Genomic DNA, 26,516 nt, shown 5'->3' on the forward strand with positions numbered 1-26,516 from the left:
ACAGATTGTAAAGAGCGCACAGAATTATCGTCTTGAACATCACTATCTCGTCCCACGGCTTGCGCCCCGCGCTTGACTTGCGCTCCCTCTGCGGTTCCCTCCATACCGACCTGAGACGGGGACGGAACAGTTCCCAGGGAATTATTGCGTTGAGTTTGACCAAGGGGTCTTTCTTGTCATCCAGTCTCACGTACCTGCCCTCTTCTCCGAAATCCAGCTGTTCCACTTTCCTTCCTCCGGCATTGTTTTGTATCCACACCCACGGCCCCCCTGTAATTTGACGGGGGGGGGGGGTGAGCGGGTATTCTTTGTTCCTGCTTGAAGTTTAACTGGAATACGAGGGTATTTTTAGAAGTGCCTTAATGTTAGGTATTGGGGGCACTATAACGTATTTAGTTGGACGTATACTTAGATCTCCTCTTCATGATAAAGCTATAATAGCGGAACTTGAAAGGGTTAGAGTGCTTACTGAAGTATGGATACAAAACCAAGACCCCAATACGGGAGAGCTTCATCCTGCAAAAGGGCCGGAAGGAGATTATGTGTACCATCTGGCTTCAGATTTAGATTCACTTTTGAATAAATATAGAGACGATTGGTTGTCCACACCCAAAGACACTCCAGACAACGAAAGGGTTAAAAGAATTGGAATTAATGCGACTGACTCCATAGCTTTGATTAGGCAACACGGATACGTAAAGGCCAAGAGAATTAGAAAAAAAGAACTCCAACACTCTTGACACCCTGCCTGCCTTCAGTTACCTTATAGTCACATTAGGAGATAACAATCATGGCACAGAAAGCACCTGGAAAATCACATCGCAAGGGACTGACACTACTTCAAGTAGCGGATATGTTCAAGGATGAGAAGACGGCCAAAGCATGGCTTACGGAACAGCGTTGGCCCGAAGGCCCTCGTTGCCCCTATTGCGATTCTCCTAATGTACAGTCTGACATCAAGCACAAGACCATGACGCACAGGTGCCGTGAGTGCGAAGGTAAGCCTATGTTCACCCTTAGAACGGGAACGGTCATGGAAGGGTCGAAATTAAAGTATCGGATCTGGGCTGTAGGCATATACCTGTTCATTACCAACATCAAAGGCATATCATCCATGAAGCTTCACAGGGAGCTGGGCATTGGACAGAAAGCTGCTTGGTTTATGTTACACAGGCTCCGTAAGGCGTATGAGGCGGAAGTGGGACCGTTCTCCGGCACTGTGGAAGTGGACGAGACCTTCATAGGTGGCAAGGAGAAAAACAAGCACAACAACAAGAGAAGTCATATACAAGGTCCTTCCGGCAAAGCCGTGGTTATAGGAATGAAGGACAGGGTAACAAACAAGGTTATAGCCAAGCCTGTTCCTGAAAGAACCAAGCAGGAATTGCAGGGATTTATTAGTAATCATGTTTCTAAGAAGGCTATGGTCTATACTGATGATCATAGAAGTTATATCGGACTTCCCTTTGAACATGAGAGCGTAAACCATAGTGTAAATGAGTACGTAAGGGAACAGGCACATACAAATGGCGTGGAGAGCTTCTGGAGTATGCTTAAGAGGGGATACTATGGGACTTACCATAGTATCAGTCCCAAACACCTTGGACGTTATGTTATGGAGTTTTCAGGAAGGCATAACGTCAGGGAACTGGATACCATAGAGCAGATGGGACTTCTGGCAAAGGGGATGAAGGGCAAGAGGCTAACTTACAGGGAACTCGTTAATTGAACAAGCAAGTGGAATCATCCTTACCTAATTTCGGTAAAAAAACTATCTTTACCGGAGATAATCTTCCTATAATGCGAGGGATGAATTCCAACTGTATTGACCTGATTTATCTTGATCCTCCTTTCAACTCAAAAGCAAATTATGCCGCCCCGATCGGAAGCAAGGCAGCGGGGGCGGAATTTAAAGACACTTGGTCGCTTTCCGATGTGGATGTAGCTTGGCTTGATTTGTTGGAAGCTAAACATCCGGCACTCAATCGAGTTATTCATGCCGCCATAACAAACAGCGATAAATCATATTTGATTTATATGGCAGTCAGGTTGTTGGAAATGAAACGTATTCTTAAATCTACTGGAAGCATCTACCTTCACTGCGACCCGACTATGAGCCACTACCTTAAACTGGTGATGGACGCTATCTTCGGACGTAAAAGTTTCCGTAATGAAATTGTGTGGAGGTACAAGAAATATCAGAAAGCCGAAATGCGCTACTTCACGCGGAATTCGGACCGCTTACTTTTCTACGCAATGGAAGAAGCTGGATTTTCTCCTGTGTTAGAGAAGCTGAAAAAGCCAAAGCGTTTCCTGAAACGGGTTTGGGACAAAGAAACAAAGCGTATTGTGAATGCGAAAGACAGCGACGGCAAGGTGCAATATATGACCGTTAATGAGGAAAAGATAGACGATGTGTGGTCATTACCTTATCTCATGCCGGCATCCAAGGAACGTTTGGGTTATCCTACGCAGAAGCCGAGCAAGTTACTTGAATACGTAATTCGTGCCAGCAGCAGCCCCGGTGATATTGTGCTTGATCCGTTTTGCGGTTGCGCCACAACCCTCGTCGCGGCCGACAGGTTGCAACGTAACTGGGTCGGAATTGATATTTCTCCTAAGGCGGCGGAACTGGTAACTATACGGATTAAACAGGATCAAGGGTTGTTTCAGGAGATAGTCGCCCGTAAGGACATACCGGAACGTACCGATGTGATCCAACTCAAACCCTATAATTCAACCGACAACAAGAAATTTCTGTATGGGGAGCAGGAAGGGCATTGTAAAGGATGTGGAACTCATTTTGAAATGAGGAATCTTACCATCGATCATATAATCGCCCGTTCGGTTGGAGGCACGGATCATCTTGATAATCTACAGTTGCTTTGTGGCAACTGTAATAGCATTAAAGGCAATCGAGGACAGGAATATCTGTTGGCTAAGATTGAGGGAAGGAAGGTAGCTTATGCCGGATGAGAAATTAAGGAGAGCAGCATGATACAAGTTACGGTCAAGTTAATAAGGGTGGGACGATAAACGCTTGCGGAAGTGCGCCGAGTTCAGGGAAGATGGCTACCAATATGCTTACGTGGACGAAGGGTTAGAGGTGGAGAAGCTAATGGAACTGGCAAGGGTGCTTAGGGAGAACCTGTGGGACAGGGAAATTGAGAAAGTCAGGATTGATATAGAACTTGCCGCAGACTGCGGATGTATTCAGCATATAGACGAACCACCCCCGCCTGTAAAGGAGGATGATAATGACCAAACCCAAAAAGAAACCCAAAGAGATTAAACTTCCTTCAAGGAAAGATTATCAACCGTCAAGAAAGGAGTTAAGGGAAGAATTTGATATGCCCGGGGCTGACAAGCTAACCGTGAACAAAGCTTTTTTTCAACCGGTGAAAATAGTGGAAGAAAAGAACTGAATTTTATAATAGAACTATAGACCGTTAGAAAATGTGACTTTTAGATATAATTCCCAATGATTTGGCGGTCGTGCGCCGCCTGAAATTTGCTTTTTATCCGATGGGACCAAGCCTTGGCAGCCGCTTGGTTCTTCGGTCCCGAAAAATGTTGGGAATTATATACTTGCTTACCCAAACGCCATGATGGATGGGGATAACATACTGCAATGGCTAAAGAAATACGTACCGTAGAGTTTGTCGTTCTGCCTACATCCAAGGCAAAGGCAGCGAAGATGTTCCGGATAGCGGGAGCCTGCAGGTTCGTCTGGAACCATTTTCGGGGAAAAAACCTTGCCGACTACCAAGCGTTCAGAAACGACAAGGGGCAGAGACCGCATACCAGTTATTTCAGTCTCGGAGTCGAGTTTACCAAGCTGAGGCATGAGACAGACTGGCTTAGGGGTCTTCCTGCCAATCCTATCAAGCACACTCTCAAGTATTTTTCTGATGCATTAAAAGATGCTATGGCTGGCAAAAAGGGCTTCCCAAAGCCGAGGAGCAGAAAAAAAACCGCTCCCAGTTTCACCATACCAAGTTCTTGTGGTGTAAGAATACGGAAGGTCAACAAAAAGTATTCTTCACTTCTTATTCCCTTGGTGGGCTTGGTAACGCTTGCCCGCAGGGGAGGCAATCCCTGGGAAAGCGGAGTACCCAAGCAGGCAGTGCTTCGCCATGACGGACACAGGTGGCGTGCCTTTGTTTCCTACGAGGTTGAAGTAGAGAAAAGACCGGATAACGGTGAGGTTCTCGGAGTTGACATGAACGCACGCCAGATTGCCACTTCAGATGGAGATTTCTACTTTCTGCCTGATCTTGAGAAAAAAGAGAAGCGAAAGAAGTGGTATCAGAGGAAAATGGCAAGGCAGGTAAAGGGGTCTAACAGAAGAAAAGACACAAAGAAGAAACTCAGGAAGGCAAGTAGGAAGATAGCTAATACTCGCAGGAACTGGATTCACAAGACAACAAGTGAGGTTTCCGGGAAATGCGGAACTATAGTCACAGAAGACTTAAAGGTTAGGAACATGACTGCTTCTGCGAAGGGTACTGTAGAGAATCCGGGGAGAAACGTAAGGCAGAAGGCAGGACTTAACAGGGCGATGCTTGATACCGCCATGGGGGAGATAAGAAGAAATCTTGAGTACAAGTGCGGGAAATTGATAAAAGTGAATCCCGCGTATACATCTCAGACGTGTTCTGAGTGTGGTCATACAGATAAAGAGAACCGTAAATCTCAAGCGCGGTTCCTGTGTGTGAGTTGCGGGTTTGTGTCCAACGCGGACACGAACGCTGCGATTAACATAAGGCGTCTGGGAATGGCGCAACTGCACGGAGAGGGTACTGGTATTAGCACAGTCCCTGCGAACCGTGAAATTGATACGAGATTGCCCTATGGGTAAACAAGTATATAACTCCCAAACAAGCATTTCCTCCCTTATTCTGCGGTACAGATACTCGTTTCTAACCGGTCTTGTCTCTCTCACGCTGGTGGATATGGCGCAGCTGTCGGTTCCCATAGTAATCCAGTGGATAATAGATGAGCTCACTCTGCGGAGCGCAGATTTTTCCCTCATAACCAAGTACTCCCTCTACATACTCGGTCTCGGGCTGCTCATGGCGTTTTTCCGCCTCGGCTGGCGGTACTTCATAATGGGCGGGGCGAGGAAAATAGAGTACTCGCTCAGAAACGATTTCTTCGAGCACCTCCAGAAGCTTAACTTCGATTTCTTCTCGGGAAGAAAGATCGGCGACCTGATGGCGCACACGGTGAACGACATAGAGACTCTCAAGTTCTCCTGTGGCCTGGGTCTGCTCATAGCGTATGACGGGATATTCCTGTTTTTCTTCATCTTCGCCGCGATGATCTACATCTCTCCCGAGATGGCCTTCTACGCGTTTTTGCCGTTCCCCGCACTCGCCGTCTTCGTATACAAGTTCGGAAACATGATAGAGAGGAGGTTCCAGCGTTCCCAAGATTCCTTCTCAGAGCTCACCGAAAGCGCGAGGAAGCCGGTCTCGGGAATCAAGGTAGTAAAAGCGTTCGGACTTGAGCGGGCCGAGGGGCGGGATTTTGAACGTGCGAGCGAAGACTACCTTGAAAAAAACGTACACCTGGTGAAGATCAGGGCGGGCTTTCAGCCGTTTATATATTTCGTACCCTCATTAGCGACGGCCCTGTTTCTTTTCTTCGGCGGAGCTGGCGCGATTGGTACCGAGATAACCCTCGGAGAGTTCTCCGCCATACTCATCTACCTGATGATGCTCGCCTGGCCGATGATGGCCATGGGATGGGCGATCGATCTTCTAAAAAGGGGGAACGCCTCGATAAACAGGCTGAACAACATTTTCGCGGTTGAACAAAAAGACGACACCCGGGCAGGGGAGAAGGACTACGAACTCAAGGGAGACATAAGGTTCTCCGGGGTTTCCTTCTCCTACGGCTCCACCCTGGCTCTGCGCGAAGTCAATCTCCACATACCCTGCGGGACGACTCTGGGAATAACGGGGCTCGTGGGCTCCGGGAAGACCACGTTGATGAAGCTGCTCATGAAAATCCACGAGACCGAACCGGGCGCAATAACGGTCGACGGGACCGACATAAGGGAGGTATCAAGAAAAAGCCTTCAGGAGACCATCGTCTACGTGCCGCAGGAAATAACCGTGTTCAGCGGAACGGTTTATGACAACATAACCTTCATAAACCCGGGCATAACCCGCGAGCAGGTGGAGCAGGCCGCCAAAACGGCGGGGATATACGGACAGATAATGGAGTTTCAGCAGGGATTCGACACCGTGGTGGGAGAGCGGGGACTCAGCCTCTCGGGAGGACAGCGACAACGCCTGGCCATAGCAAGGGCCCTGGTGCTCAACCCCGAAGTCCTGATACTTGACGACGTGCTCTCGTCCCTCGACCCGCAAACGGAGAACACCGTGATAACGAACGTGATAGAGGCGATGCGCGGGCGCACGGTGGTGATAATTTCAAACAGAATATCCTCCGTAGCCGGACTCTCGCGGGTCGCGGTCATGAAAAACGGAGAGATAATCGAAAGCGGGGCGCGAAGGGAGCTTGTGGAGCGACGCGGAGTTTACTACGCGCTTGAAAGACTGCAGTCTGTCTAAGGTGTATAAATGAGCGACTTGGAGAGAAATAGGAAATCAACTTACGATCTTAAGATCATGGGGTGGATTCTGGGCTTTCTGGGAAAGTACAGAGGTTACTTCGCCCTGTCCCTTCTTCTGATGATCGCCACAGCGGCGCTTGAGATCACGGTTCCCTACCTCATCAAAGTCGCGGTCGACGACCATATCTATCCTACATGGAGCAGGGCCGGGGGAGGGGAAGAAGCGGAGCGGGCGCTCTCGGGACTCGGGACAGAATCCACGCTTGCCCTTGGGGACGGAGGATTTCTGGTCGATTTCTCAAAGCTCTCATCCTCGGAGAAAGACAGAATCGAACGCTCGGGCGTCGAGTTCTCCGAGACAAAATATATCGTGGTCAGCCCCGGGGAATTTGAGGGAGATGAAAAGCAGGAGGTTTCGGGAATACTAGCCCGAAACGCCTCCCTGTTTGAAGAAACCGAAGGGGCCGCGTTTCTGGCTCACTCAGACCTTGGATCGCTCGCCAAAGAGGAAGTGTCGCTTCTTCGCTCAAAACAGACAAGAAGGCTCAAGACCCTCGCTTTATACGTGGTTTTATCGGTGGTTGGAATTTTCATCTTCAGCTCTTCTTTTACCTACATTCTTCACTACTCGGGCCAGAAAATAATGCACGACATGCGAAACCACACCCTCTCCCACATACTCTCACTTCCCCAGCAGTACTTCGACCGAAATCCCGTGGGCAGGATAACCACACGCGTCACAAACGACGTTAACGCCATAAACGAGATGTACACCTCCGTTCTCATACACTTCATAAAGGACATCATAATCATAATCGGCACTCTGGTGATCATGTTCAGGATGAACGTCGGGCTCACGCTTATAATCATCGCGCTTACGGCGTTCCTTACTTTCACGGTATCCATCTTCCGAATGAAGCTTCGACTGGTGTACAGGGAGATCCGAAGAACCATAGGCAAGCTTAACGCCTTTGTCGCGGAAAGCATGAGGGGAATAGTGCTCCTTAAGCTTTACGGAAAGGAGAAAAGAAACTTCGAGAAATTCTGGGAAGTAAACACGGAAAACTACAGGGCCAATATACAGCAGCTCTGGGTCTACGTGATTTTCCGCCCTTCCATAGAGTACGTGGGCATAGCGGCAACCGGGATAATCCTGTGGTACGGGGCGATCGGGGTCATGAACCTTGACCTGTCCCTGGGAGCCCTGCTCGCGTTTCTTTACTACGTGAGGATGATATTCAAGCCCATCCAGGAGCTTTCAGAAAAATTCAATGTCTTCCAGTCCGCCGTTGCGGCCTCCGAGAACCTCTACGACACTCTGGCGGAAAAATCTGAGGTAAGCGGATCTCTGGTGCCCGCGACAACCGAGGGATCTCTTGAGTTCCGGGGCGTATGGTTTTCGTATAACGAGCGGGAATGGGTGCTCAAGAACGCATCCTTTACAATAAGACCTGGAGAGAGTACCGCCCTTGTGGGAATCACGGGAGCGGGGAAGACGACCATCGTGAACCTGCTCCTTAAATTCTACAAACCCCAGAGGGGCCAGATTCTCTTTAACGGCGTAGACATCGAGGAACTGTCAAACAGGTACCTGCGCTCGAACATAACCGCCATCTTCCAGGACCTGTTTCTGTTCGAAAAGGACATATCCGACGAAAGGGACGAGCGGGATGGCTCGGCAGCCGAGACCGTAAAGCTTTCTTCGGGAGAAACCCAGGCCCGGTCGATCGAAAAAGCGGTCAGGAAAAATTCGAAACTTCTTATAATGGACGAGGCGACTTCCCATCTGGACGCGGAAACTGAAAAAAGAATACAGGAAGTGATAAGAAGCACTGCCGGCTCTCAGACAAGGCTGGTCATAACCCACAAGCTCTCAACCCTAAAGAACGTTGATAACGTAATAGTGATCCATAAGGGGGAAGTAGTGGAGCAGGGAACTCACGAGAAGCTGATTCAGAACAAAAACATCTACCACACTCTGTACGAATTTCTGAGAAAGACCGCGGCGGATCCCCTTCCGGGCACCGGCGCATGACACCTGCCCGGCGCCTAAAATACCCGGAGAAGCTTAAGGGCCATAAGCCCGACGGCAACCACAAGAGCCATCCTTATGTATTTTTCGCCGCCCCTTACAGAAAACATGGCGCCGAACCATCCGCCGACCGAATTTCCCGCGGCAAGACAGATGCCTATGAACCAGATTATGTTGCCGCTTAGAAAAAATATGAGGATCGCCGGAATCGTGTAGGTAAGCACCACAATCACCTTGTGCGCGTTTACCTTGGCCAGGGATGCTCCCATAAGATGATAAAGAGCCGCCATTATGAAAAGTCCGACGCCGACCTGGATAAAGCCGCCGTAAAAACCTATAAGTACAAGTGCCGGGTAAAGAATCCACCCCCGCCCTGTTTCGCCGCCGCCGAGCAGCTTGCCGAAAGAATCAACTTTAAGGAAGAAGGATGCGCAGACGAAGATAAGCACGACGGCCAGGATTTTCTCGAAAAGCTCGTCACCTACCCGTACCGCCGCGAAAGCTCCCACCAAAACGCCGGGAAGGGTGAAGGCCGCCAGCTTGACGCCGGTCTTTATGTCGGCAACGCCCTCTTTTCTGAAGGAAAGAGTCGCGAAGAAATTCTGAAACAAAATCGCCACCCTGTTTGTTCCGTTTGCGACTGTGGGATCAATCCCAAGAAATATGAGCACGGGAAGAACAATACTGCTTCCTCCACCCGCCATCACGTTTATCACTCCCGCCAGAACGCCCGTGAAAAAAAGCAGAACTAAAGAAAAAAGATCGTATTCGTGCATGTTATTCGGACTCCAGCCACGACAGAGGTCAGGAGAAAATTTTTGCCGCCGCCAACCCGCACCGAACCCCTTTCCGCGAACTGAAAACAAGGTTAGAGAGAATCGGCATCCGCCGCGACCGGTTCTCTTGGATTTTCCCAGTCCCCTCGAATGTTATTTAAATGATAACCGAAACAAATGCCATTAGCCTCCAGAGCCTTGATTGGCAGGTGGTATGCCAAAAGGCTGTGGGAAATTCGGGGCCCTTGGCACACCCCGGCAGTTGTTTATCTCCCAAGGGAGTGAACCAGGGGAGAGTCAATAAGAAGAAAAAGGGAGCAAAACAGAGGTGATTACCAGATTCTTGCCCGTGATTCCATAAAAAATTCCAGATGTGTTAGAATTTTGAAGAAAAAAGAATTTGGTTGTCTGGAGGACTACGAAATTACTGTCTGCAAATGCGGCTGTGAAATTATTCAGAGCAGACATGGCGAAGCGTAATGTCGGCAAATCAGAAATTGCAGTATCGGGAGGAAGGCGATGAAGGTTAAAACACACGGAACGCTTCTGGGCTTGTTTTTCTCATTAGTGCTTGTTTTTTCGTTCAGCATTGAAGCTTCGGCTCATAAGGAAAGTCAGAACAACAAGATGGCGGAAGACGTCAATATCGCAAGTGAAGCGGAGGTGGGGGAGTTCCTTTCCCACATAATTGAACATTTCAGTCCGTTACTAAGAGTCAACAACCCCGACCCCACTCTGGAAGAACAAAAAGAACTGGTAAGCCTCTGGGTGATATTTTTCGAGGAACTAAGAAAGCAAGGGGTTTTTAACGATGGCGACGACATGTACTCCATCATAATAAATTCCGCTAATATCATAGACAATCACCCGGGACATCCCGGATTGTATGGCAAAGTGGTTGACCCGGACGCCCAGGGTTCGCAGATCGGGGATATCTTAGGGCAGCTAATCGAAGAAGGGGGTTGCACGGGGTACAGATACGGCGGAGAAGACAGACAGGCCTGCGGAAAGAAAGTAGATACTATCTATGGAGAGTTCGTAGTCATAGCAGGCTTTCATCACGACGAAGAAGACTCCGCTGTAATCAAACCCGATTGTACGGGTCTCGAACTTGATACCACCGCCGGGGATGTTGAAAGCGAAGAGAGTCTGGATACGCAGAAACTGCTTCTTAAACTGTATGTAAAGAGCGTTATTTCCGTCACTCAAGACCTGCTTGTGGATGGCAGAAGAAAAGCGATGGAGGAATTGAGGAAAGGGGACCCTGATAGGATTATAAGGTTTGACGATATGGCTTCCATAAGGTACACGGAATTTCAGAAGAAAATCGCTTGTTTTTCAGAAGGAGATTTTAAGGAAGGCAGCATATACGTTTTCATCATGGAATTGGATGAAGATGCCACCGTGGTTCTAAACGGAAACAGTCCTCAACTGAACGGACTGAATCTTAAGCTGAGGGACCCGAATCCAAATCCGATTGACGGAGAGGAAAACAAGAATATTGCGGAACTGCTCAGGAACTCGGTAACAGAAAACGGGACGCCCAAAGATGGAAAGGGCGACTTTGTCGAATATCACTGGTTGCGTCCCGGTGATGAACCAACTCCGCAATGGCTGGAGAGCAACCTAGTTCCGGGCAATTCGCACAAGATAAGTTACATTGAAGCAGCAGATGTAGGTCATCATGAAGATCCTATCGGTCGCTTCATGTACATCTTTGGTTCAGGAGTTTATCCCGAACCTGATGAAGACAACGGAGCGTGTACAGTCGCCGGGAGTGGCAATAGCCCTCAGGGAGCTTTGCTCAACCTGTTCCTGACAGCTTCCGTTTTGTTCTCGGTAGTTTTCCCCGGAAGGCGCGCCCGGAAGGAGTTCTTCCGAAAGCTCCAGAATTGGCGTAATGACTGATCATCAAGGCTTCTCACCAGCGTGATGCCGGCAGCGGGCGATTACCCTTGGCTCGTGATACAGGCAGAAAAGCGGACTGGTACATCGGCACACTGAAACTGCAAGCGTCGAGCGGAACTTCATGCCCTTTGCCAAGCTTTCGGGGGAACTAGTCACCGGTTAGAAGATGACCAGTCCGAGCTGGGTTGGCAAGAGCCCCGAAAAGCATATATTCTGATATCATGTCCCGCAGCGCACAGAGGATGTCACAGTCCACTAAGCCGTGGCACGGAATGGAAGTCAGAGGGCTCGTCACGGCCGCCGTTTCGGCCGTTATACTGGTTACAGCAATCTCTCTGATGACGATTCCGTACTCACGGACAGTCCGCCAGGACATACCTTTAGATATACTCTGGCGTAGCGGTTTCTGGCAGCAGGTCACGGGATTTTTGCTGCTGGGATTCTCCATTATATGTCTATCGCTTTACTTCCGCAAGCACTGGAGACGGCTGCGGTTCGGCTCGTTTTCATCCTGGCGCGTTTTGCACGGGATACTGGGCGTAGCGGGACTCATCGTGCTGGTGGCGCATACGGGAATGCGGTTCGGCTCGAATCTGAACCTGGCGCTGATGATAGTGTTTGTAGCCGCTAATCTAGGCGGCGCACTTGCAGCAACCGGAATATGGTCGCGCTATCAGTTCACAAAACATCCGAGTCACAGATGGAGAAGACGCATGGTCTGGATACACGTACTGATGCTCTCGCCACTTCCCGTTCTGATAGCCCTGCACATTCTGTCGGTCTATTACTTCTAAGGATACACTTGTGGCACGCGCTCGAATTTTCTGGGGATTTCTGATTTCCCTCAATCTCCTTGTGGCGGGATTCTTCATCTGGCGACTCCAGACTGATAACCAGCAGGCTTTTCTGCCCGGCAAAGCAACCCACGGACACCACCAGATCGAACTTGCGTGTGAGGCGTGCCACATCCCTTTTGAAGGCGTTCCCCAGCAAGCCTGTCTTGATTGTCACGCCAAGGAATTTGAGATAGCCAATGATTCCCACGCCGAAAGTGTATTTACCGATCCGCGCAGCCTAGCGGAGCTTGAATTGCTAAACGCGCGCCTGTGCGTAAGCTGCCATGTGGAACACCACCCGGAAATGGTAACCACTATGGGAGTCACGGTGCCCGATGATCACTGCTTTCACTGCCATTTCGATATTGCCGAACAGCGCCCTACCCACACTGAAATGGATTTTAACACCTGCGCCGCGGCTGGCTGTCACAACTACCACGATAACAGAGCTCTCTATGAGGACTTTCTGCTTCAGCACAGCGACGAACCCTGGGTGCTTGCGACACCGCTTGTGAGCAGAAGAGACGAACCCGAGGCTGTCGGACCCCTTCTTTCTTCTAGGGAGCACGACGCACCGACAGACAGGGAGGTCGACCCAGTTCTACTTGCGGAATGGGCCGGCACCGTCCACGCACGCGCGGGGGTCAACTGCTCAAATTGCCATGTCGGCGAGAGCCCCGGAGCACGGTGGAGCGATTCGCTGACTCACGAGGCGTGTGAGTCCTGCCATGAAAACGAAGTCTCGGGATTTCTCGCGGGAAAACACGGCATGCGCCTTGCCTCGGGCCTCTCTCCCATGTCGCCGTCGCTCGCACGTCTGCCCATGGACCCCGAGGCAGCGCAACGCGAACTCGGCTGCACGTCATGTCACGGCGCTCATGAATTCGATACCGTCCAGGCCGCGGTGGATTCCTGCCTCGGGTGTCACACAGATACCCACAGCAAGTCCTACAAGGATTCCCCCCACTTCGAACTCTGGCAGGCGGAGGCAAGCGGTCTCGCCGTTCCGGGAAGCGGCGTGAGCTGCGCCACGTGTCATCTGCCGCGGGAACCGCACAGAAAAGGGGATGACAAACGGATTTTAGTTCAGCATAATCAAAATATGAACCTGCAACCGAACGAGAAGATGATCCGCGGCGTCTGCATGAAATGTCACGGACTTCCTTTTTCGATCGACGCTCTGGCGGACCCGGTCCTCATCGAGCGGAATTTCAAGGGACAGCCGTCCCGCCATGTCGAAAGCGTCGATATGGCAGTGCAGCGGGCGGTTGAAGACCTGAGGAGAAAAAAGAAATGATGATCATGAACAGAACTGTCCGCACATTAACACTGGGCGGGTTTCTTCTGGTCGCCCTGGCGACAGGATGCGGCGGCAGTGGCGGGGGTAGCGGGAACAACCAGGAATCCGGCACCACCTTCACTCCCAGAACGATGGCCGACGCGCTTTACGCCGTCATAGAATCCGACCGGACCGTCTACACCCGCAAAGTGGTCGACCGTCTGCAGGATGAAGAGAAAGTTATCAAGGCGAGCGAGCACTGGAAGGATGACAAGGCGCTCCCACTGCCGGCCCAGATGTTCCGCATGGGGGCTAAAATGGTTTCGGACAAAACCGACGTTTTCAGCTATTCCCTTCTTTCGCTCTGGCCGGTTAACAAGCAGAACGCGCCTAAAACCGAGGTTGAAAAACAAGGACTTGAAGCGGTAGCCAAGAGACAGAAGCCTTTTTACGCTGAAGAGACCCTAGGCGGAAAAAAATTCTTCACGGCAGTCTACCCGGATGTTGCAGTGGCTCCCGCATGCATTAACTGCCACAACAATCACAAAGACAGTCCGCGGAGCGATTTCGAACTTGGCAAGACCATGGGCGGCGTCGTTATCCGCATACCGCTTTCGGAAAATCGTTAACCTTGAGCGTCGCTCAAAAAAAACAGCTGCAAAAACTATTCCTTCGAAAAAACTATCACAAAAACGCCGGGAAGGGTGAAAGCTGCGGGCTTGACGCTAGTTTTCATGTCTGTAATGCTCTCTTTTCTGAAGGAAAGGGTAGCGAAAAAATTCTGAAACAGGATCGCTACCCTGTTTGCTCCGTTTGCGACAGTGGGATCGATTCCAAGAATATGAACGCCGGAAGAACGATATTGCTTCCACCACCCGCCATCACGTTTATTACTCCTGCCAGAACACCTGTGAAGAAAAACAGGGTTAGAGAAAGAAGGTCGTATTCGTACATGTTCTCAGCTACCTGGTTAGTATAATCGCTCGCTCAGATCTCTGGAAGGTCGTAGTAGTCGCCGGCGTCCTCGGTGTAGATATGACTCTCGATTGTGAGCCCGGTCGCGCCGTCGAGGGTGCCGGCAGCAATCGAGACGCGATCCTCGCCCACCGGTTCCCAGAACAGGTTGCCGCCGCAGCGCCCGCAGAACCCGCGCCTAGCTATATCAGAAGATTTGAACCAGACGAGGGTTTCGTCAGACTCGAGAATGAGGTTGGCACGGGGTACCGAGGTCATGGCCGTATGGTGGCCGGATGTCTTGCGACACTGTGTGCAGTGGCAGGCGATCACTGAGCGCAGGGGGCCGGTAGTCTTGTATCTAACGCCGCCGCAGAGGCAGCCGCCGGTGTGGATATCCGCCATGTCGTCCTCCTGACCTTATTTTCCTCATGACATAATTGGAAAATCGTCTTTCACAAAATAAATATCAAAAACTTGTCTACTAATTTTTTGGCACTCTTGGAAACTTGATAGCGTTTTCCATTGAGAAAAGCTCTTCGTCACTTAAGAAATCAAAATGTGATTTTCTTTTTTTCGCAGACAATCTGCCGTTGTTCTCAAGACAAATCCGGATAAACAAATCTATCAGGCGGTCAGGCATATCGATAACATCCTGAATAGCCTTTTTAGTGCTGTCGTAGTTCGCAAGGAAGCTCAACTCCTCTACAAGTTCGCTCTCAACGGTTTGAACGACAAAATCATACAAGGCTTCCGCTTGTACCGTCATATCAATGTAACGATACCAGTGCGCAGTATCGTTGTGGACGGTCATCTGGGCAAGCTCATCCAAGCTGTATTCCACAAATTGGTTCAAGGGAAGTGAAAATGCCTCTAAAGAATCATTGTAGCCTTCTGGATTGTTAAGCATCACCGCAGATACGGGAAACATCAGACCTTCCGGAACCATTCCTCGAATGGAAAAAATATTGTGGATCAGAAATCGGTGGATTCGGCCGTTACCATCTTCAAACGGATGAATAAAAACAAACCCATAGGCTACTACAGCAGCGTGAACAATAGCTGAGACACCACCGGTCATCATAAGCCTATGAGAAGTCAGGAGTCCCCGCATCAGGTCGGAAAGATCTTCCGGCTTGGGACATACATAGTGAATTAACTCTTTCTGATAGGAAATCGTCTGACCTACATAATTTTGAACCGTTCGATAATCTTCGTTAATGAAACGTGGATCGACAATTCGATTCTGCAGGGCAATTAACAACTCCTTGTCGCAGAAATTCTGCCGTCGCGCCATCTCCAAGGACGCTATGAATTTCTCGGTCCGTGACGCGTCGGGTTTAATGTTTTCTATTTCAAAAGAAGATTTGGTTTCTTTACTGTAGAGATAACTTAATGCTCTCCTAAGTAATTGCGGAGGATACGATTCGACTATCTTTTCGCACCTGTCTCGAAAATCAACTTGGTCCATTTCTCCAAGCTTCTCCGTTTTCCTGACAAGAGGACAAAATTCCCTTGGTCCAAGCAAATTATTGACAACACGGTGTCTTTGAGATTTTTCACCCCGAGGAAGAGTGTAATAGATGTCCGGTTCAAGGGCTTCCAAATAATTCCCCTTGGACAAATCGTCAATGGGGAGCCTGCGACCAGTTAAAAACTCGTAAAAAAACCAGATGCGGCGAGCATACTTTCCCGTTGGCTTGGATTTGATGTAATCAACAAGCTCAGTTTCTGCGGCAGCATCGAAAATAACCTTTAAACAGCTCAGGCTTACGCCATCATATTTCAAGGCAAACTCCAGGTGGTCTCCGACTCCTTGACCGGGCCAGTATGGAGGAGGAAAAATATCCTCAATGCGATCACCTTGTACTTTCTGCTGCCGACCACCGGTTTCTACAACAAAAGAGCTGTGCCGGTTGGGCATTGCAGTCAACCCGAATTTGCTCAGCAGCCATGCGTAGCCTGCGGGCCGTATTTTCGAAAGGTTTATTTCCATGGACTTATCCAATAAAATTGTTATGTTCCTATTAATATAATTAAAAATTGGCTTTTGCAAAATAAATAATTAGAAATTTGCCTATTCTTCAAAAAATCATTAAAAATTCAGAAATACCGATAAATCTTTTAATTTTCTCAATATTTCTAAAAAAATGATTATAAAACTGAAAAAACAATTAAAAACCCTTGCTTGTCGAACAAAACAGTTACAAACCCCCGTTTGTCTAACAAAAAAGTGGAATTATAAAGATTACTTGACAAGCTAAACTCCTTGACTATTTAGGCGGGCGTGCAATAAACTCATGTAGCAACTGGAGACAGCAGGGTTATTAGAGAGTGCGAAAGATCGTAATTCTTAGCCTGCCGGGATGGGAAAACGAGTGTGGGCAATAAAAATTAAGGTAACTATTTTTGGTATAACATTTCCCGTTCCCGTTAAAGTTGAAGAATTTTCTACGGAACTAAGTTACAGTTGTAGCTGGGGAATCCGTAAACAAGAGTTTTACGATCCAGTATCCGTTCCCCACCCCTGGAGATCTCCGCGCTTCAAGTATTTCTTGGCAAAAGAATCTAAACCTAGGCCATTGCGTTCTGATTTTGAAGAATTTGAAAAGTGGTTTTCAGATTCAATAACCAGAGGGCAACATTTTGTTATCAATGTTGATGATAAAGACTATGTTGATACAAGATGTGGCTTGTTTCTTCTGTCAGAAGATTCTTACGCCTTTATGCGTGTACCCCGTGGCACTCTTCCTACCCTTTTAGACATATTTAACGAAATACTCGGCACAAACTGGGAAAACCACTATGAAAGAAGAAAAACGCTTGAAGATATGTATTGGGAAAGCTACTATGAGGAAAAGCAATGGGAAGAAGCACTGGCGAACATTGATCCGAATTGGAAAAATGACGACGATTGGGGGCCACTATAATGAGTGACAACCCAGAATATCTTCACTGTCTCATATAACTTGCTCTCTACAGTAATCTTTATAATTCCAATTGTTTTATTACCGCTGGTTTGGAATGATAGGATCATCACCGTCCTGCAGGACACACCTATCAGGATCGTGCTTGCCAATTTCCCAACCTTCACGAATAACCAGTTCTTTTTTGGCGATCATAAGTTCTGGAAAAAGTGTAGGTTCTTCATCTGCATTCATTTGTGCCGGGGCCAGATAAAAAGCACCAGCCTTTTTGTAAGCTATTAGAAAATTGTCCAAATTTTTTGAGTTGGTAGGGGTTATATGACGTATCCGAGACACAAACATAAAGGTTTTGTTTTTATGTTTATTTAGGTAGCGAAGACTTGGACCTACGGAAACTGCGTACCCAGCAGGATTCTGCTTGGATAATCCAGTTACGACCGCCAATCTGAGCTCTTCGTTTTTATCTTCATTCCCCCATCGCTTTTTCCATAAACGAAAAATTGCTTGTCCTGCCTCTCCATCTTCAAATATAAAGGCGAGTATTGGTGGTAATTCAGCATAACAGTAAAACAGCATTCCTTGCCACTTTGCTTGATCCCATAAAAGGTCGTTTATGGGTGATATAACTTTGTAATCCGTATGTTTTAACTCTGCCTTGTCAATCAGATCCGAAGGAAGTGGATCGGTGGCAAACTTGGGTTCCGTCGTCTCGTTGTTACCGACGGATTTGGTAATTCTCCAAGGTTCGCTCCGAAGTACTGTGTAGATTCGGTCATCAGTTTCCAGCCAGTCAACCAAGCGTACTTTAGGCTTTTCACCAAAAAGATTAGTGTTTAGCATAAAAGCATCCCCAAGAGCCAATGCGCGGGAAAAACCGCGTTCTTGACCAGCGACTTCTTCAAGCCATACATCAATATCTTTTATCATCAGCATACGACACATTATTTCTATTAGGCTATTCCGAAGCCATTCCATGTAGCTATGCTGTTCAGCGGCAGTTGTAAATGTTAACTCTGCCGGATGTACAATTTCAGCGCGAGCACCATCACTATCCGCAAAGCGAAGTTCTGGTAATCCTCTCATCTGTTGAGATGCTTTGACAGTAATTGTCATACGCTCACAGTGGGGCATTGCATGTTCGTAGCTCGTGGCCAAAAAGGCTTCCAAAACACCAAGAAGGGATTCGGTCAGACCAAAAGAAACAGTATTGTTTGGCGTTTCGATAACAATTTCTGACCCAAGTATAGTTGATTTGAAAAGGCTAGTTTCTCCATCTATTAAAATTGGCTGACATGAAATATCATCAGCTGCTGGCTGGTCTTGCCATTTCTCAAAAAGTTTTTGATCAGCATCTGGGTCTCCACTGACGAATATATTTCCTTCATCACGCAGGACCTGTTCGTGTCCAAGAACAAACAGCAATGTTGTCCAGGCGCAAGTTAGTCCGAGGCGTTCCAAACCATCAGGTAGACGTGCTACGACACCTGAAAGTGCATTGAATGGGAGGTTCAGCATATGGATGCCAAGCAATAAATCCTGCATGTGTAGATGGTTGGAATACACATCTTGGTTATGTTTGGACAATTCTAGATTTGAAGCCACATAGTTTGCCATGGTCATTGCGTCCAAGACGTGAGGGATGCGTCCAAGTCGAATTTCGATACGAACAAGCTGGTTAAGAGTTATGAGCAACTGAGGGGTAATATCTCCCTGTTTCTTGAATACGGTCCAATTTTGCTCGACTGCGGCCAAGGCTTTGTTTCTGGAGGCCCACAAGAGACCAACGGATTCATAAGCATCGCTGCTCCTAATCAGCGTTGTTACCAACTCTACGCGACACTCCTCTTTCATCAGAAGTTCTTCGGCTCGACCAAACCAGCGGATTGCATCATAATATTTTTTTGCGAGAACTTCTGTGTACCACGCTGTATATAGGCTTGGCCTGCCTCTCGGTCACTGTGTCGTTGTCGCATAATGTCCACTAATTCCTCGTAGAGCGTGTCGAAAGCAGAACTGTCTATCTGCTCGCCAAGTTTGGCAATAGTTTTAAACAGTGGTTCTATAGAATAAGCACCTAAGGATTTGGATTTTTCTACAGCATGGCTCAGTTCAGACCAACAAGATTCTAGTTGATCGAGTTTTTTGCTTCTTATAGCTTCTGCGATCTTTATTAGTATCAGACCAGTGTGTGCTTGCAGGGCATTGTTCGGTCGTTTGGAATCAGCTTCTATAACCTTCAGCATTGCTGTTAGGCGCTTCTGACGAACTTTGACCTTACCATCCTTAGCGCTGATCAATCCTCTGAGAACCGAACCTATCAGAAGTTGCCACAGGTTCAAAAGCAATTGGACTTCACAGGCTTCGGCTGAGCCTTTGACGTATTGTTCAACTTCTTTGTAGAATTTGTCGAAAGCTGTGTAATCTTCATACCACCACCAAGCTGTCCAAGCACGATTATAGGCGATGCGTAATCGCTGCGGTTTATAGTTCAAGTCTTGTGCAAGCCGATCCGTCTGCGCAAAGCGGCTTTCCACTTCATTGCGATTTCGCTCAAGACCTCTGGCCAATATTGCGCTACGAAGGCAATCTTCAACCAGTTGATAACGTGCGCCTTGATAGTAAGATGGGTCGGCTATCCGTTCATCCAGCTCTTCAAGTTCTTCTAGCCGTGCTGTGTCACGAGGGCCTGGGTTTTTTACACTTTCTTTCTGGCCGCTTTCGATTCCCAAGGTGCTAATGGCAAGATCCAAATGACCGGATTCGTAGACCTTCTCCACGATCCAGGCACGGTCAATAATATGCACTGGAATTCCCGTATCATTAGAAAGTGTATCTTCTAGGGTTGCACGATCTTTATCTTTTACGAATTGGTTTGTGAAGAAATAGATACGTTTGTAATTCCGACCGGTAGACAATATCTTGTCAACATCAGTCTTGACTTTCTGCCTCCATTTTTTCTTGGCACTGAAGGCAAAGCCCCATAGTTCTGTTCCGGCCGATGGCGAACCAATCCATTGTCGTTCCGTGATCTCTCGGGCGACCGGGTATGTCTCAGTATCGACCTTGCTGTCCCCGCCACCAGTTGGACCAGTTTGAACACGAAGATTAGGACAGATTTCCTTTTCCGCAAGTTTTCGGCAGAAATTCTCAAACTCGTATTCCTCTTTGCGGCTGGTGAGCGTATCAAGGTGGTATTCAAACACTGCTTTGGGGAGTTGGAAGACATCATCAACTAATGTGTCCGAGAAGAGTTCTGGATGCAGGGTTCGCATTAACTCTTTGGGACTAGGTACATCTTGTTGAAATAAAATCTGATCTTCTGTTTTATTCATGGAATCAAGATCATTATCTAGAGGCAAAATTTCATAATGATCAAATTTTTTATTTTAACTGGGAAATCCCTCGACAGCAGAAGAAGACAGCAAAGAAGTGAGCCTCAAAAACGGGTTATCTTAAGTCTTTCTTTTGTGCTATAATTTCAATCGCTAGCAGTTGGAACAGTCCGCTTGTCGGGCTTTCCGTTAAATAAAACACCCCTCTGGGGGAAATAGGCGGAGCGTCTGAAACTGTTCTGACTGCTAGCAGAGCCCGACGCCTACGTGTGTCGGAGATCAGAAAGTTCAGGAGGACGTTATGAGGGTTGTTCCATCTTTTTTCGTAGTTTTGTTTTTTGTCGTTGGTTGCGGAGGTGGTGGTGGAAATGAAACTTCAAGTGACCGACACCCCATAGCCCGAACTGCGGTGGGTCAATTTAAAGATGCCAACGTTGCAGGACTGAGCTATGTCTCAGGAGGGCAGAGTGGAGTTACCGATTCAGAGGGAAGGTTCACCTACGAAGTTGGAGAAAGTGTTGTGTTCTCGGTCGGAGGTGTAACATTAGGAGAAACCGGAGGAAAGTCGGTTGTTACCCCAGTAGATTTAGTTGAGCGAGGCAGTTCAAGTTCTGAGCCTGTGCTGAACACTGTGCGTTTTCTCATATCTCTGGATGAAGACAATGACCTTTCCAACGGCATAAACATCCCTGAAGAGGTTCGTGAGCTCGCACTACAATGGACTTTTATACAGATTCTTTCCGATAGCTTGGAGTTCGAGCAACAACTGGAGAGAATGAGATCCGATTTACAAGAAAGATTTAGTAGATATGAATCGTACGAAATCCCGGGAAACACGACCGCAAGGAACCATTTGGAAAGTACTCTTCGGTGTTCCTATTCGGGTGCATACACCGGAACATACAGGGGTACTGATCAAGGCAATTTCGGAGTTTTGATTGACGCACGTAGTGGAAGTGCGTCCGGTATTGCATACAGCACTCAATATGATAATTACATCACACTTACAGGCACAAGATCCATCAGCTATGATCAGAATGCCGCATTCGCAAGTGGAGATACAAATGAAGGAACAGAATTCAATGGCCAGTTTACTTCTGTGAACACGGTTCAAGGTCGATGGGGGCATCCACTTGACTCAAGTATCGGAGGCAGTTTCTCCGGCAGGAGAATCGGTGGTGATCAATATGCGGTATACCGTGGTACCGGAACTTGGCGAACTGATAGTTTTGACGAGTACGGAGTCTTCACTTTTGACATTAATGATTCGGGCAGGATAACAGGATTCGCATATAACATTGCTTATGATATATCTGGAAATCTTAATGGATCACTTTCGGGAACCAACATATCAGCTACTACAAACGATGGGACAAGGATTGCCGGAACGCTAGACCGAGAGACCGGTGTCCTAAGAGGCAGGTTCGATGATTCGGCAGGGTTTTCGGGCACGTTTGAAGGAAGCGGATGCCGACTCAACTAGAAGCAACCGACAGGACGAACCAAAGCCACTCACACTTCGTGCAAGTACCGATCGTATTTCTATCATCTGAAGATGGCTGAAACGGCCGGACCACTGGATTCGTTTAGCATTTCTTGTACTGCTTTGCACTCCGTAAAAACCGGATACTAAAATTGAGCGGTGTAGGGGAATTCCGCCGTCGGTTACCGCTCTTGCGGATACTTTCGCCCGCTGACACCTCCCAGAAGCTACGAAATTAAAATGATTCGGGCAGGTTAATATCCTCAAGAGAACAAAATGTCTGATAAAAGAAGGTAGCCTTTGGAGGATTAAAAGATTCTGGGGCAAAAGGAAGTCTGATTCTATCAATTTTCCTACATAGTTTCCCGAAAAAGCTTCAGGTAGAAGCATTTTCATCTTCTTTTATTCTCCGCCTTTGGGAGTTATCGTATTCGCATGAACAGCTTTAAAATCGCCCTTGTTCAGAACCGGGTGCACAAAGACAAAGAAGAAAACCTGAAAAAAGCCATATTAAACGTAGAGAAAGCTTCTGCGCTCGGAGCGAACATAGTCTGTCTTCCCGAGCTTTTTCTCACTAGGTACTTCTGCCAATCTGAGGACACAGGCTGTTTTGATCTTGCCGAACCCATCCCCGGACCCACAACGGACAGATTCTGCGGGGAAGCGGAAAAAAGAGGAGTTTTCATCGTGTGCCCGCTTTTTGAGAAAAGGGCCTCAGGCGTGTACCACAATTCCCTTGTCCTTATCGATCCATCGGGAGAGATTTCAGGAATTTACAGAAAGATGCACATACCGGATGACCCGGGCTATTTCGAGAAGTTCTACTTTGCTCCCGGGGACACGGGGTTTTCCTGTTTTGAAACCGGTTTTGCGAAGATAGGCACACTTATTTGCTGGGACCAGTGGTATCCCGAAGCGGCACGCATAGTATCGCTCAAGGGGGCGGACATTATCTTCTACCCGACCGCCATAGGGTGGCGTACGGACGAGGATGAACACTCGAAAAATACCCAGCTTGAGGCATGGAAGACTGTTCAGCGCGCCCACGCGGTCTCAAATGGAGTCTATGTCGCAGCCGTGAACAGGGTGGGCTTCGAGGAATCGGGAGAAACCGGTGAAGGAATAAATTTCTGGGGAAATTCCTTTGTGTGTGACCCCCAGGGAACGGTGATTTGCGAGGCTTCCGGCGAGAGAGACGAGATCATACTGGCCGACGTCGATCTTAGGAAGCTTGAGGAGACCAGAAGAAACTGGCCCTTTCTTCGGGACCGAAGAATTGACTCCTACTCCGAGCTTCGGCAAAGACTTATCGACAATGATTCCGGTACCTGAAATTGAGTGATTCTTCAGCGGTTCGTTACAGACTTCCAGCTGAATGGGAACCTCACGACGCCACTTGGCTTGTGTGGCCGCAGAACGTAAGCGATTGGCCGGGAAAATTCTCGGGGATCAAGAGAGTTTACCGCGAAATCGTAAGCCATCTATCAGAATCAGAGAAGGTGAGAATAATAGTTGACCCCGGAGGAACACAGAAGCGGGCCGAGGGGTTTCTCAGGGAAGAATTAACTGATCTTGGCAACGTGGAGTTCTACGAGTGCCCCACAGACAGATCCTGGATACGGGATTCCGGCCCCTTCTTCGTAAGAGATGATTCCGGGGGGCTGAGCGTGCTTGATTTCGGGTTTAACGGATGGGCTAAGTACCCAGATTGGGAAAACGACGACATGATTCCGGGGTTTGTGGCCGAGACCCTTCGTCTTGACTCAGAAACCCCCGCATGTGTTGGAAAGAAAATCATTCTTGAGGGCGGAAGCATTGACGTAAACGGAGAGGGCTCCCTAATAACAACTAAGCAGTGTCTTCTAAGTACGGACAAACAGGCAAGAAATCCTTCTTTCGGGAAAAACGACTACAAGGCAGTGTTCTCTGAGTATTTCGGCGCAACGAACGTTCTCTGGCTTAACGGAGGCATAGAGGGAGATGATACAAACGGCCATGTTGACGATATATGCAGGTTTACGGGTCCCAGCACGGTTGTCTTATGCCTTGAGAACAGCGTTGAAGACCCGAATTACCGTCCGCTTCGCGAAAACCTTGAGATACTCCAAGACCTAGAGCTTGAGGACGGAGGAAAAATTGAAATCGTCCCCCTCCCGATGCCATCACCGCTTTTTTTCGACGGCGAAAGACTTCCGGCAACTTACGCCAATTTCTACGTCTCAAACGAAAAAGTTCTCGTCCCCATCTATAACGATCCGAAAGACTGCGAGGCGCTTGGCGTACTGTCGGAACTTTTCCCCAAAAGATATGTCGTTGGAATTGACTGCATCGACCTTGTGTGGGGATTCGGAGCTATCCACTGCATGACAAAGGAAGAGCCTCTTCGCTGACCGCGCAAACTCAGAACGAGTTAATCACTGCGAGACCAGGTTAACCCCTTCGTACTCAAGAATCGCCCTTTTCACGTCAAGCCCCCAGCGGTAGCCGTGAAGATCCCCCGCCTTTCCTATAATACGGTGGCAAGGCACCAAATAAGCAATCGGATTTCCCGCCACGGCATTTGAGACGGCCCTTACTGCAGTGGGCACTCCTGCCGACTCCGCAAGTTCTGAATAGGACAAGGTCTCACCCTCCCGGACCTCCATCAGCTTTTCCCATACCTTGAGCTGAAACCGTGTTCCTAGGAGCAGTATCTCCGGAGGCCGTCTTCCCGGGGAAAACAGCAAGTTCCGCAATACTTCGGCCGTTTTTTCGTCATCCCTTCGGTTCTTCGGGTTTGGCCATGCCTTCCTGAATTCTTTCAAGTGGCTTTCAGGATCAGTGCGGAAAAAACTCATATGGCATATAGCTTCTTCGCATATCCCGATAAGACATTTTCCAAACGGAGTACCGTGGATCCCGTAGATAATGCGCATCCCGGACCTGGTTTTTTTCTTTTTCCCGGAAGAAATCTCTTTCGTGTTAACCACAATACCCCGCCATAAGTGGTCCGGAAAGCTTTTCAAGACTCCATTATCGTGGGTTTTCCCATTTATCGACTGCAAAGCAAAACTACCTCCTTCCGAAAATTGATCTCGCTATTATCATCTTGTGTATCTCGTTTGTGCCTTCGTATATCTCCCCGACCTTGGAATCTCTGTAGATTTCCTCGACCTTGTAGGTGGAGGAATCGTGGGCAAGTTCCACCATAAGCCCGAGACCTCCGAATATCTGAACGGCGTCGCGGGCCATAGTAACACTTATCTCCGAGCCGTAGTACTTGGCGGCGGATGTCTCGAAAGTCGGGAAAGGATCCCCATTGTCAAGGCAGAGCGCGGCCTTCAGATACAGGTTCCTAGCGTTTTCTATCTCAACAGCCCTCTGCGCCAGCAAAAACTGCCAGTACTGAAAATCGGCTATCTTTTTTCCGAAAGCCTCCCTCTCGTTCATGAACTCCACGCATTCGTCGAACGCCGACTGCGCCATCCCCACCCCGCTTGCCCCGATTCCCGTCCTTCCGTAAAGAAGGGAATTAACGGCGACCCGAAGGCCATCTCCCTCCTTCCCTATTAGGTTTTCCCGGGGCACCTCCACATCTTCAAGGTATATGTCGTAGGTAAGTTCTCCCCTGTTTCCGAGTTTCTTATCCGGGGGACTCACGGAACAACCCGGCGAATCAAGATCAACCACTATCATTATGGACTTGTCCCCCGCTGAAGCTAGCAGAGTAACGAAATCAGCCACCCCGGCGTTGGTTATGTAGCGCTTGCGGCCGTTTACAATGTATTTTTTGCCCTTCCTGCGGGCTTTCGTTACAAGAGACTCGGTCCTTACGTCGGAACCCGACTGGGGCTCCGTCATCGCAAATGACGCCACCGAGGTTCCATCAAGAGCCGCAGCGAGATATTTTTCCTTTATGTGGGGGGACCCCATAGCCAAGGTTTTTCCGGAAAGCAAAAAGTGGGCATTTATCGTTCCCGCGACGCTCGCACTTATGTAGGCGAGTTCCTCCGCCATAACCGCTGCCGCGCACGCGGGGTGGGAAAGACCCAGTCCCCCGTCCTTTTTTGAATACGGGATCCGGAAAAGTCCCTCTGCGGCCATTTTCCTGAAAAGATCACGGGGAAAATTCTCGTTTTTCTCGCTTTTCTCTCCTATGTCCCTAGCAATCGGAAGAACCTCTTTTTCGGCAAAGTCCCTCACTTTCTTCCTGATTTCTCTCGTTTCTTCGGGAAAAAGATGCTCCTTGTAGAGCTTTGTCTGCATTCTTGGGGGTAATTTGCGCACTCTGCTAACTCCCGTAGTAAAGAATTGTACTTCTGCGAGAACAGACGGGCAGATATTATTTAAACAGTTTAACCAACTTATCAGATGAACGTTAAAAGCGTCTCAGGAGAACCGGTATCCGGAAGCAAAAATAAGAA

24 protein-coding genes are annotated in these 26,516 nt (G+C 48.5%); 15 read left to right on the forward strand and 9 right to left on the reverse strand.

Annotated features, from left to right (window positions below; all coding sequences use genetic code 11):
- On the reverse strand, window positions 1-226 hold a 226-nt coding region (locus tag OXG10_01740), incomplete at its 3' end, for an IS5/IS1182 family transposase (GenBank protein ID MCY3826090.1).
- 136 nt (window positions 227-362) lie between these two features.
- On the opposite strand from OXG10_01740, the gene OXG10_01745 reads away from it, so the two are divergent.
- The 7 genes from OXG10_01745 (at window position 363) to OXG10_01775 (ending at window position 8,621) form a co-directional block, all read left to right on the forward strand.
- Complete coding sequence (locus OXG10_01745) at window positions 363-740, forward strand: hypothetical protein (protein ID MCY3826091.1); 378 nt, start codon at window positions 363-365, stop codon at window positions 738-740.
- Window positions 741-790: 50 nt separating this feature from the next.
- Window positions 791-1,729, forward strand: coding sequence for an IS1595 family transposase (locus OXG10_01750; GenBank protein MCY3826092.1), 939 nt, complete (start codon window positions 791-793; stop codon window positions 1,727-1,729).
- Complete coding sequence (locus tag OXG10_01755) at window positions 1,726-2,976, forward strand: DNA methyltransferase (GenBank protein ID MCY3826093.1); 1,251 nt, start codon at window positions 1,726-1,728, stop codon at window positions 2,974-2,976. Before OXG10_01750 ends, OXG10_01755 begins: the two co-directional genes overlap by 4 nt.
- Before the next feature lie 64 nt (window positions 2,977-3,040).
- Complete coding sequence (locus tag OXG10_01760) at window positions 3,041-3,292, forward strand: hypothetical protein (GenBank protein MCY3826094.1); 252 nt, start codon at window positions 3,041-3,043, stop codon at window positions 3,290-3,292.
- 339 nt (window positions 3,293-3,631) lie between these two features.
- Window positions 3,632-4,861 carry a transposase gene (locus tag OXG10_01765; GenBank protein MCY3826095.1) on the forward strand — a complete coding sequence of 410 codons (1,230 nt, stop codon included), beginning with the start codon at window positions 3,632-3,634 and terminating at the stop codon, window positions 4,859-4,861.
- Window positions 4,854-6,584, forward strand: coding sequence for an ABC transporter ATP-binding protein (locus OXG10_01770; GenBank protein ID MCY3826096.1), 1,731 nt, complete (start codon window positions 4,854-4,856; stop codon window positions 6,582-6,584). The genes OXG10_01765 and OXG10_01770 overlap by 8 nt, the downstream gene beginning before the upstream one ends.
- A gap of 9 nt (window positions 6,585-6,593) precedes the next feature.
- Window positions 6,594-8,621: an ABC transporter ATP-binding protein gene (locus OXG10_01775; GenBank protein ID MCY3826097.1), complete on the forward strand. Its 2,028-nt coding sequence runs from the start codon at window positions 6,594-6,596 to the stop codon at window positions 8,619-8,621.
- Window positions 8,622-8,635: 14 nt separating this feature from the next.
- Here OXG10_01775 and OXG10_01780 read toward each other — a convergent pair whose 3' ends face one another.
- The gene (locus tag OXG10_01780) at window positions 8,636-9,394 is read right to left on the reverse strand and encodes a sulfite exporter TauE/SafE family protein (GenBank protein ID MCY3826098.1); all 759 of its coding nucleotides are present in this window, start codon (window positions 9,392-9,394) and stop codon (window positions 8,636-8,638) included.
- A 519-nt stretch (window positions 9,395-9,913) separates the two neighbouring features.
- Here OXG10_01780 and OXG10_01785 point away from each other — a divergent pair.
- The 4 genes from OXG10_01785 (at window position 9,914) to OXG10_01800 (ending at window position 14,046) form a co-directional block, all read left to right on the forward strand.
- Complete coding sequence (locus OXG10_01785; GenBank protein ID MCY3826099.1) at window positions 9,914-11,302, forward strand: hypothetical protein; 1,389 nt, start codon at window positions 9,914-9,916, stop codon at window positions 11,300-11,302.
- A gap of 242 nt (window positions 11,303-11,544) precedes the next feature.
- Window positions 11,545-12,096, forward strand: a complete 552-nt coding sequence (locus OXG10_01790; GenBank protein MCY3826100.1) for a hypothetical protein — start codon at window positions 11,545-11,547, stop codon at window positions 12,094-12,096.
- Between the two features lie 10 nt (window positions 12,097-12,106).
- Window positions 12,107-13,435 (forward strand): NrfA- nitrite reduction protein, encoded by a 1,329-nt coding sequence (locus OXG10_01795; GenBank protein ID MCY3826101.1) that lies wholly within the window; start codon window positions 12,107-12,109, stop codon window positions 13,433-13,435.
- Window positions 13,436-13,440: 5 nt separating this feature from the next.
- Window positions 13,441-14,046, forward strand: coding sequence for a DUF3365 domain-containing protein (locus OXG10_01800; GenBank protein ID MCY3826102.1), 606 nt, complete (start codon window positions 13,441-13,443; stop codon window positions 14,044-14,046).
- Window positions 14,047-14,212: 166 nt separating this feature from the next.
- Here the strand turns inward: OXG10_01800 and OXG10_01805 are convergent, their stop codons facing one another.
- From OXG10_01805 to OXG10_01815, 3 genes are all read right to left on the reverse strand, one after another.
- Window positions 14,213-14,371 (reverse strand): hypothetical protein, encoded by a 159-nt coding sequence (locus OXG10_01805; GenBank protein ID MCY3826103.1) that lies wholly within the window; start codon window positions 14,369-14,371, stop codon window positions 14,213-14,215.
- A gap of 33 nt (window positions 14,372-14,404) precedes the next feature.
- The gene (locus OXG10_01810; protein ID MCY3826104.1) at window positions 14,405-14,776 is read right to left on the reverse strand and encodes a GFA family protein; all 372 of its coding nucleotides are present in this window, start codon (window positions 14,774-14,776) and stop codon (window positions 14,405-14,407) included.
- A 79-nt stretch (window positions 14,777-14,855) separates the two neighbouring features.
- Entirely contained in the window at window positions 14,856-16,367 is a 1,512-nt protein-coding gene (locus tag OXG10_01815) for a Fic family protein (GenBank protein ID MCY3826105.1), read from the reverse strand.
- 382 nt (window positions 16,368-16,749) lie between these two features.
- Here OXG10_01815 and OXG10_01820 point away from each other — a divergent pair, with 382 nt between their 5' ends.
- A complete protein-coding gene (locus OXG10_01820; GenBank protein ID MCY3826106.1) occupies window positions 16,750-17,301 on the forward strand; it encodes a hypothetical protein in 552 nt (183 codons plus the stop codon).
- A gap of 78 nt (window positions 17,302-17,379) precedes the next feature.
- Here OXG10_01820 and OXG10_01825 read toward each other — a convergent pair whose 3' ends face one another.
- Together OXG10_01825 and OXG10_01830 are read right to left on the reverse strand one after the other, a co-directional pair.
- A complete protein-coding gene (locus tag OXG10_01825) occupies window positions 17,380-19,149 on the reverse strand; it encodes a hypothetical protein (GenBank protein MCY3826107.1) in 1,770 nt (589 codons plus the stop codon).
- The gene (locus OXG10_01830) at window positions 19,149-20,630 is read right to left on the reverse strand and encodes a hypothetical protein (GenBank protein ID MCY3826108.1); all 1,482 of its coding nucleotides are present in this window, start codon (window positions 20,628-20,630) and stop codon (window positions 19,149-19,151) included. The genes OXG10_01825 and OXG10_01830 overlap by 1 nt, the downstream gene beginning before the upstream one ends.
- A gap of 301 nt (window positions 20,631-20,931) precedes the next feature.
- Here OXG10_01830 and OXG10_01835 point away from each other — a divergent pair, with 301 nt between their 5' ends.
- The 3 genes from OXG10_01835 to OXG10_01845 all read left to right on the forward strand — a co-directional run bounded on the left by OXG10_01835 (window position 20,932) and on the right by OXG10_01845 (window position 24,503).
- Complete coding sequence (locus OXG10_01835) at window positions 20,932-22,113, forward strand: hypothetical protein (protein MCY3826109.1); 1,182 nt, start codon at window positions 20,932-20,934, stop codon at window positions 22,111-22,113.
- Between the two features lie 435 nt (window positions 22,114-22,548).
- Entirely contained in the window at window positions 22,549-23,445 is an 897-nt protein-coding gene (locus tag OXG10_01840) for a carbon-nitrogen hydrolase (protein ID MCY3826110.1), read from the forward strand.
- Between the two features lie 2 nt (window positions 23,446-23,447).
- A complete protein-coding gene (locus OXG10_01845; GenBank protein ID MCY3826111.1) occupies window positions 23,448-24,503 on the forward strand; it encodes an agmatine deiminase family protein in 1,056 nt (351 codons plus the stop codon).
- Window positions 24,504-24,527: 24 nt separating this feature from the next.
- Here OXG10_01845 and OXG10_01850 read toward each other — a convergent pair whose 3' ends face one another.
- Window positions 24,528-25,082 (reverse strand): methylated-DNA--[protein]-cysteine S-methyltransferase, encoded by a 555-nt coding sequence (locus OXG10_01850; protein MCY3826112.1) that lies wholly within the window; start codon window positions 25,080-25,082, stop codon window positions 24,528-24,530.
- Window positions 25,083-25,164: 82 nt separating this feature from the next.
- The gene (locus OXG10_01855) at window positions 25,165-26,379 is read right to left on the reverse strand and encodes an acyl-CoA dehydrogenase family protein (protein MCY3826113.1); all 1,215 of its coding nucleotides are present in this window, start codon (window positions 26,377-26,379) and stop codon (window positions 25,165-25,167) included.
- Window positions 26,380-26,516: the final 137 nt, after the last annotated feature.

This window comes from Candidatus Dadabacteria bacterium, assembly GCA_026706695.1.
GTDB lineage: Bacteria > Desulfobacterota_D > UBA1144 > Nemesobacterales > Nemesobacteraceae > Nemesobacter.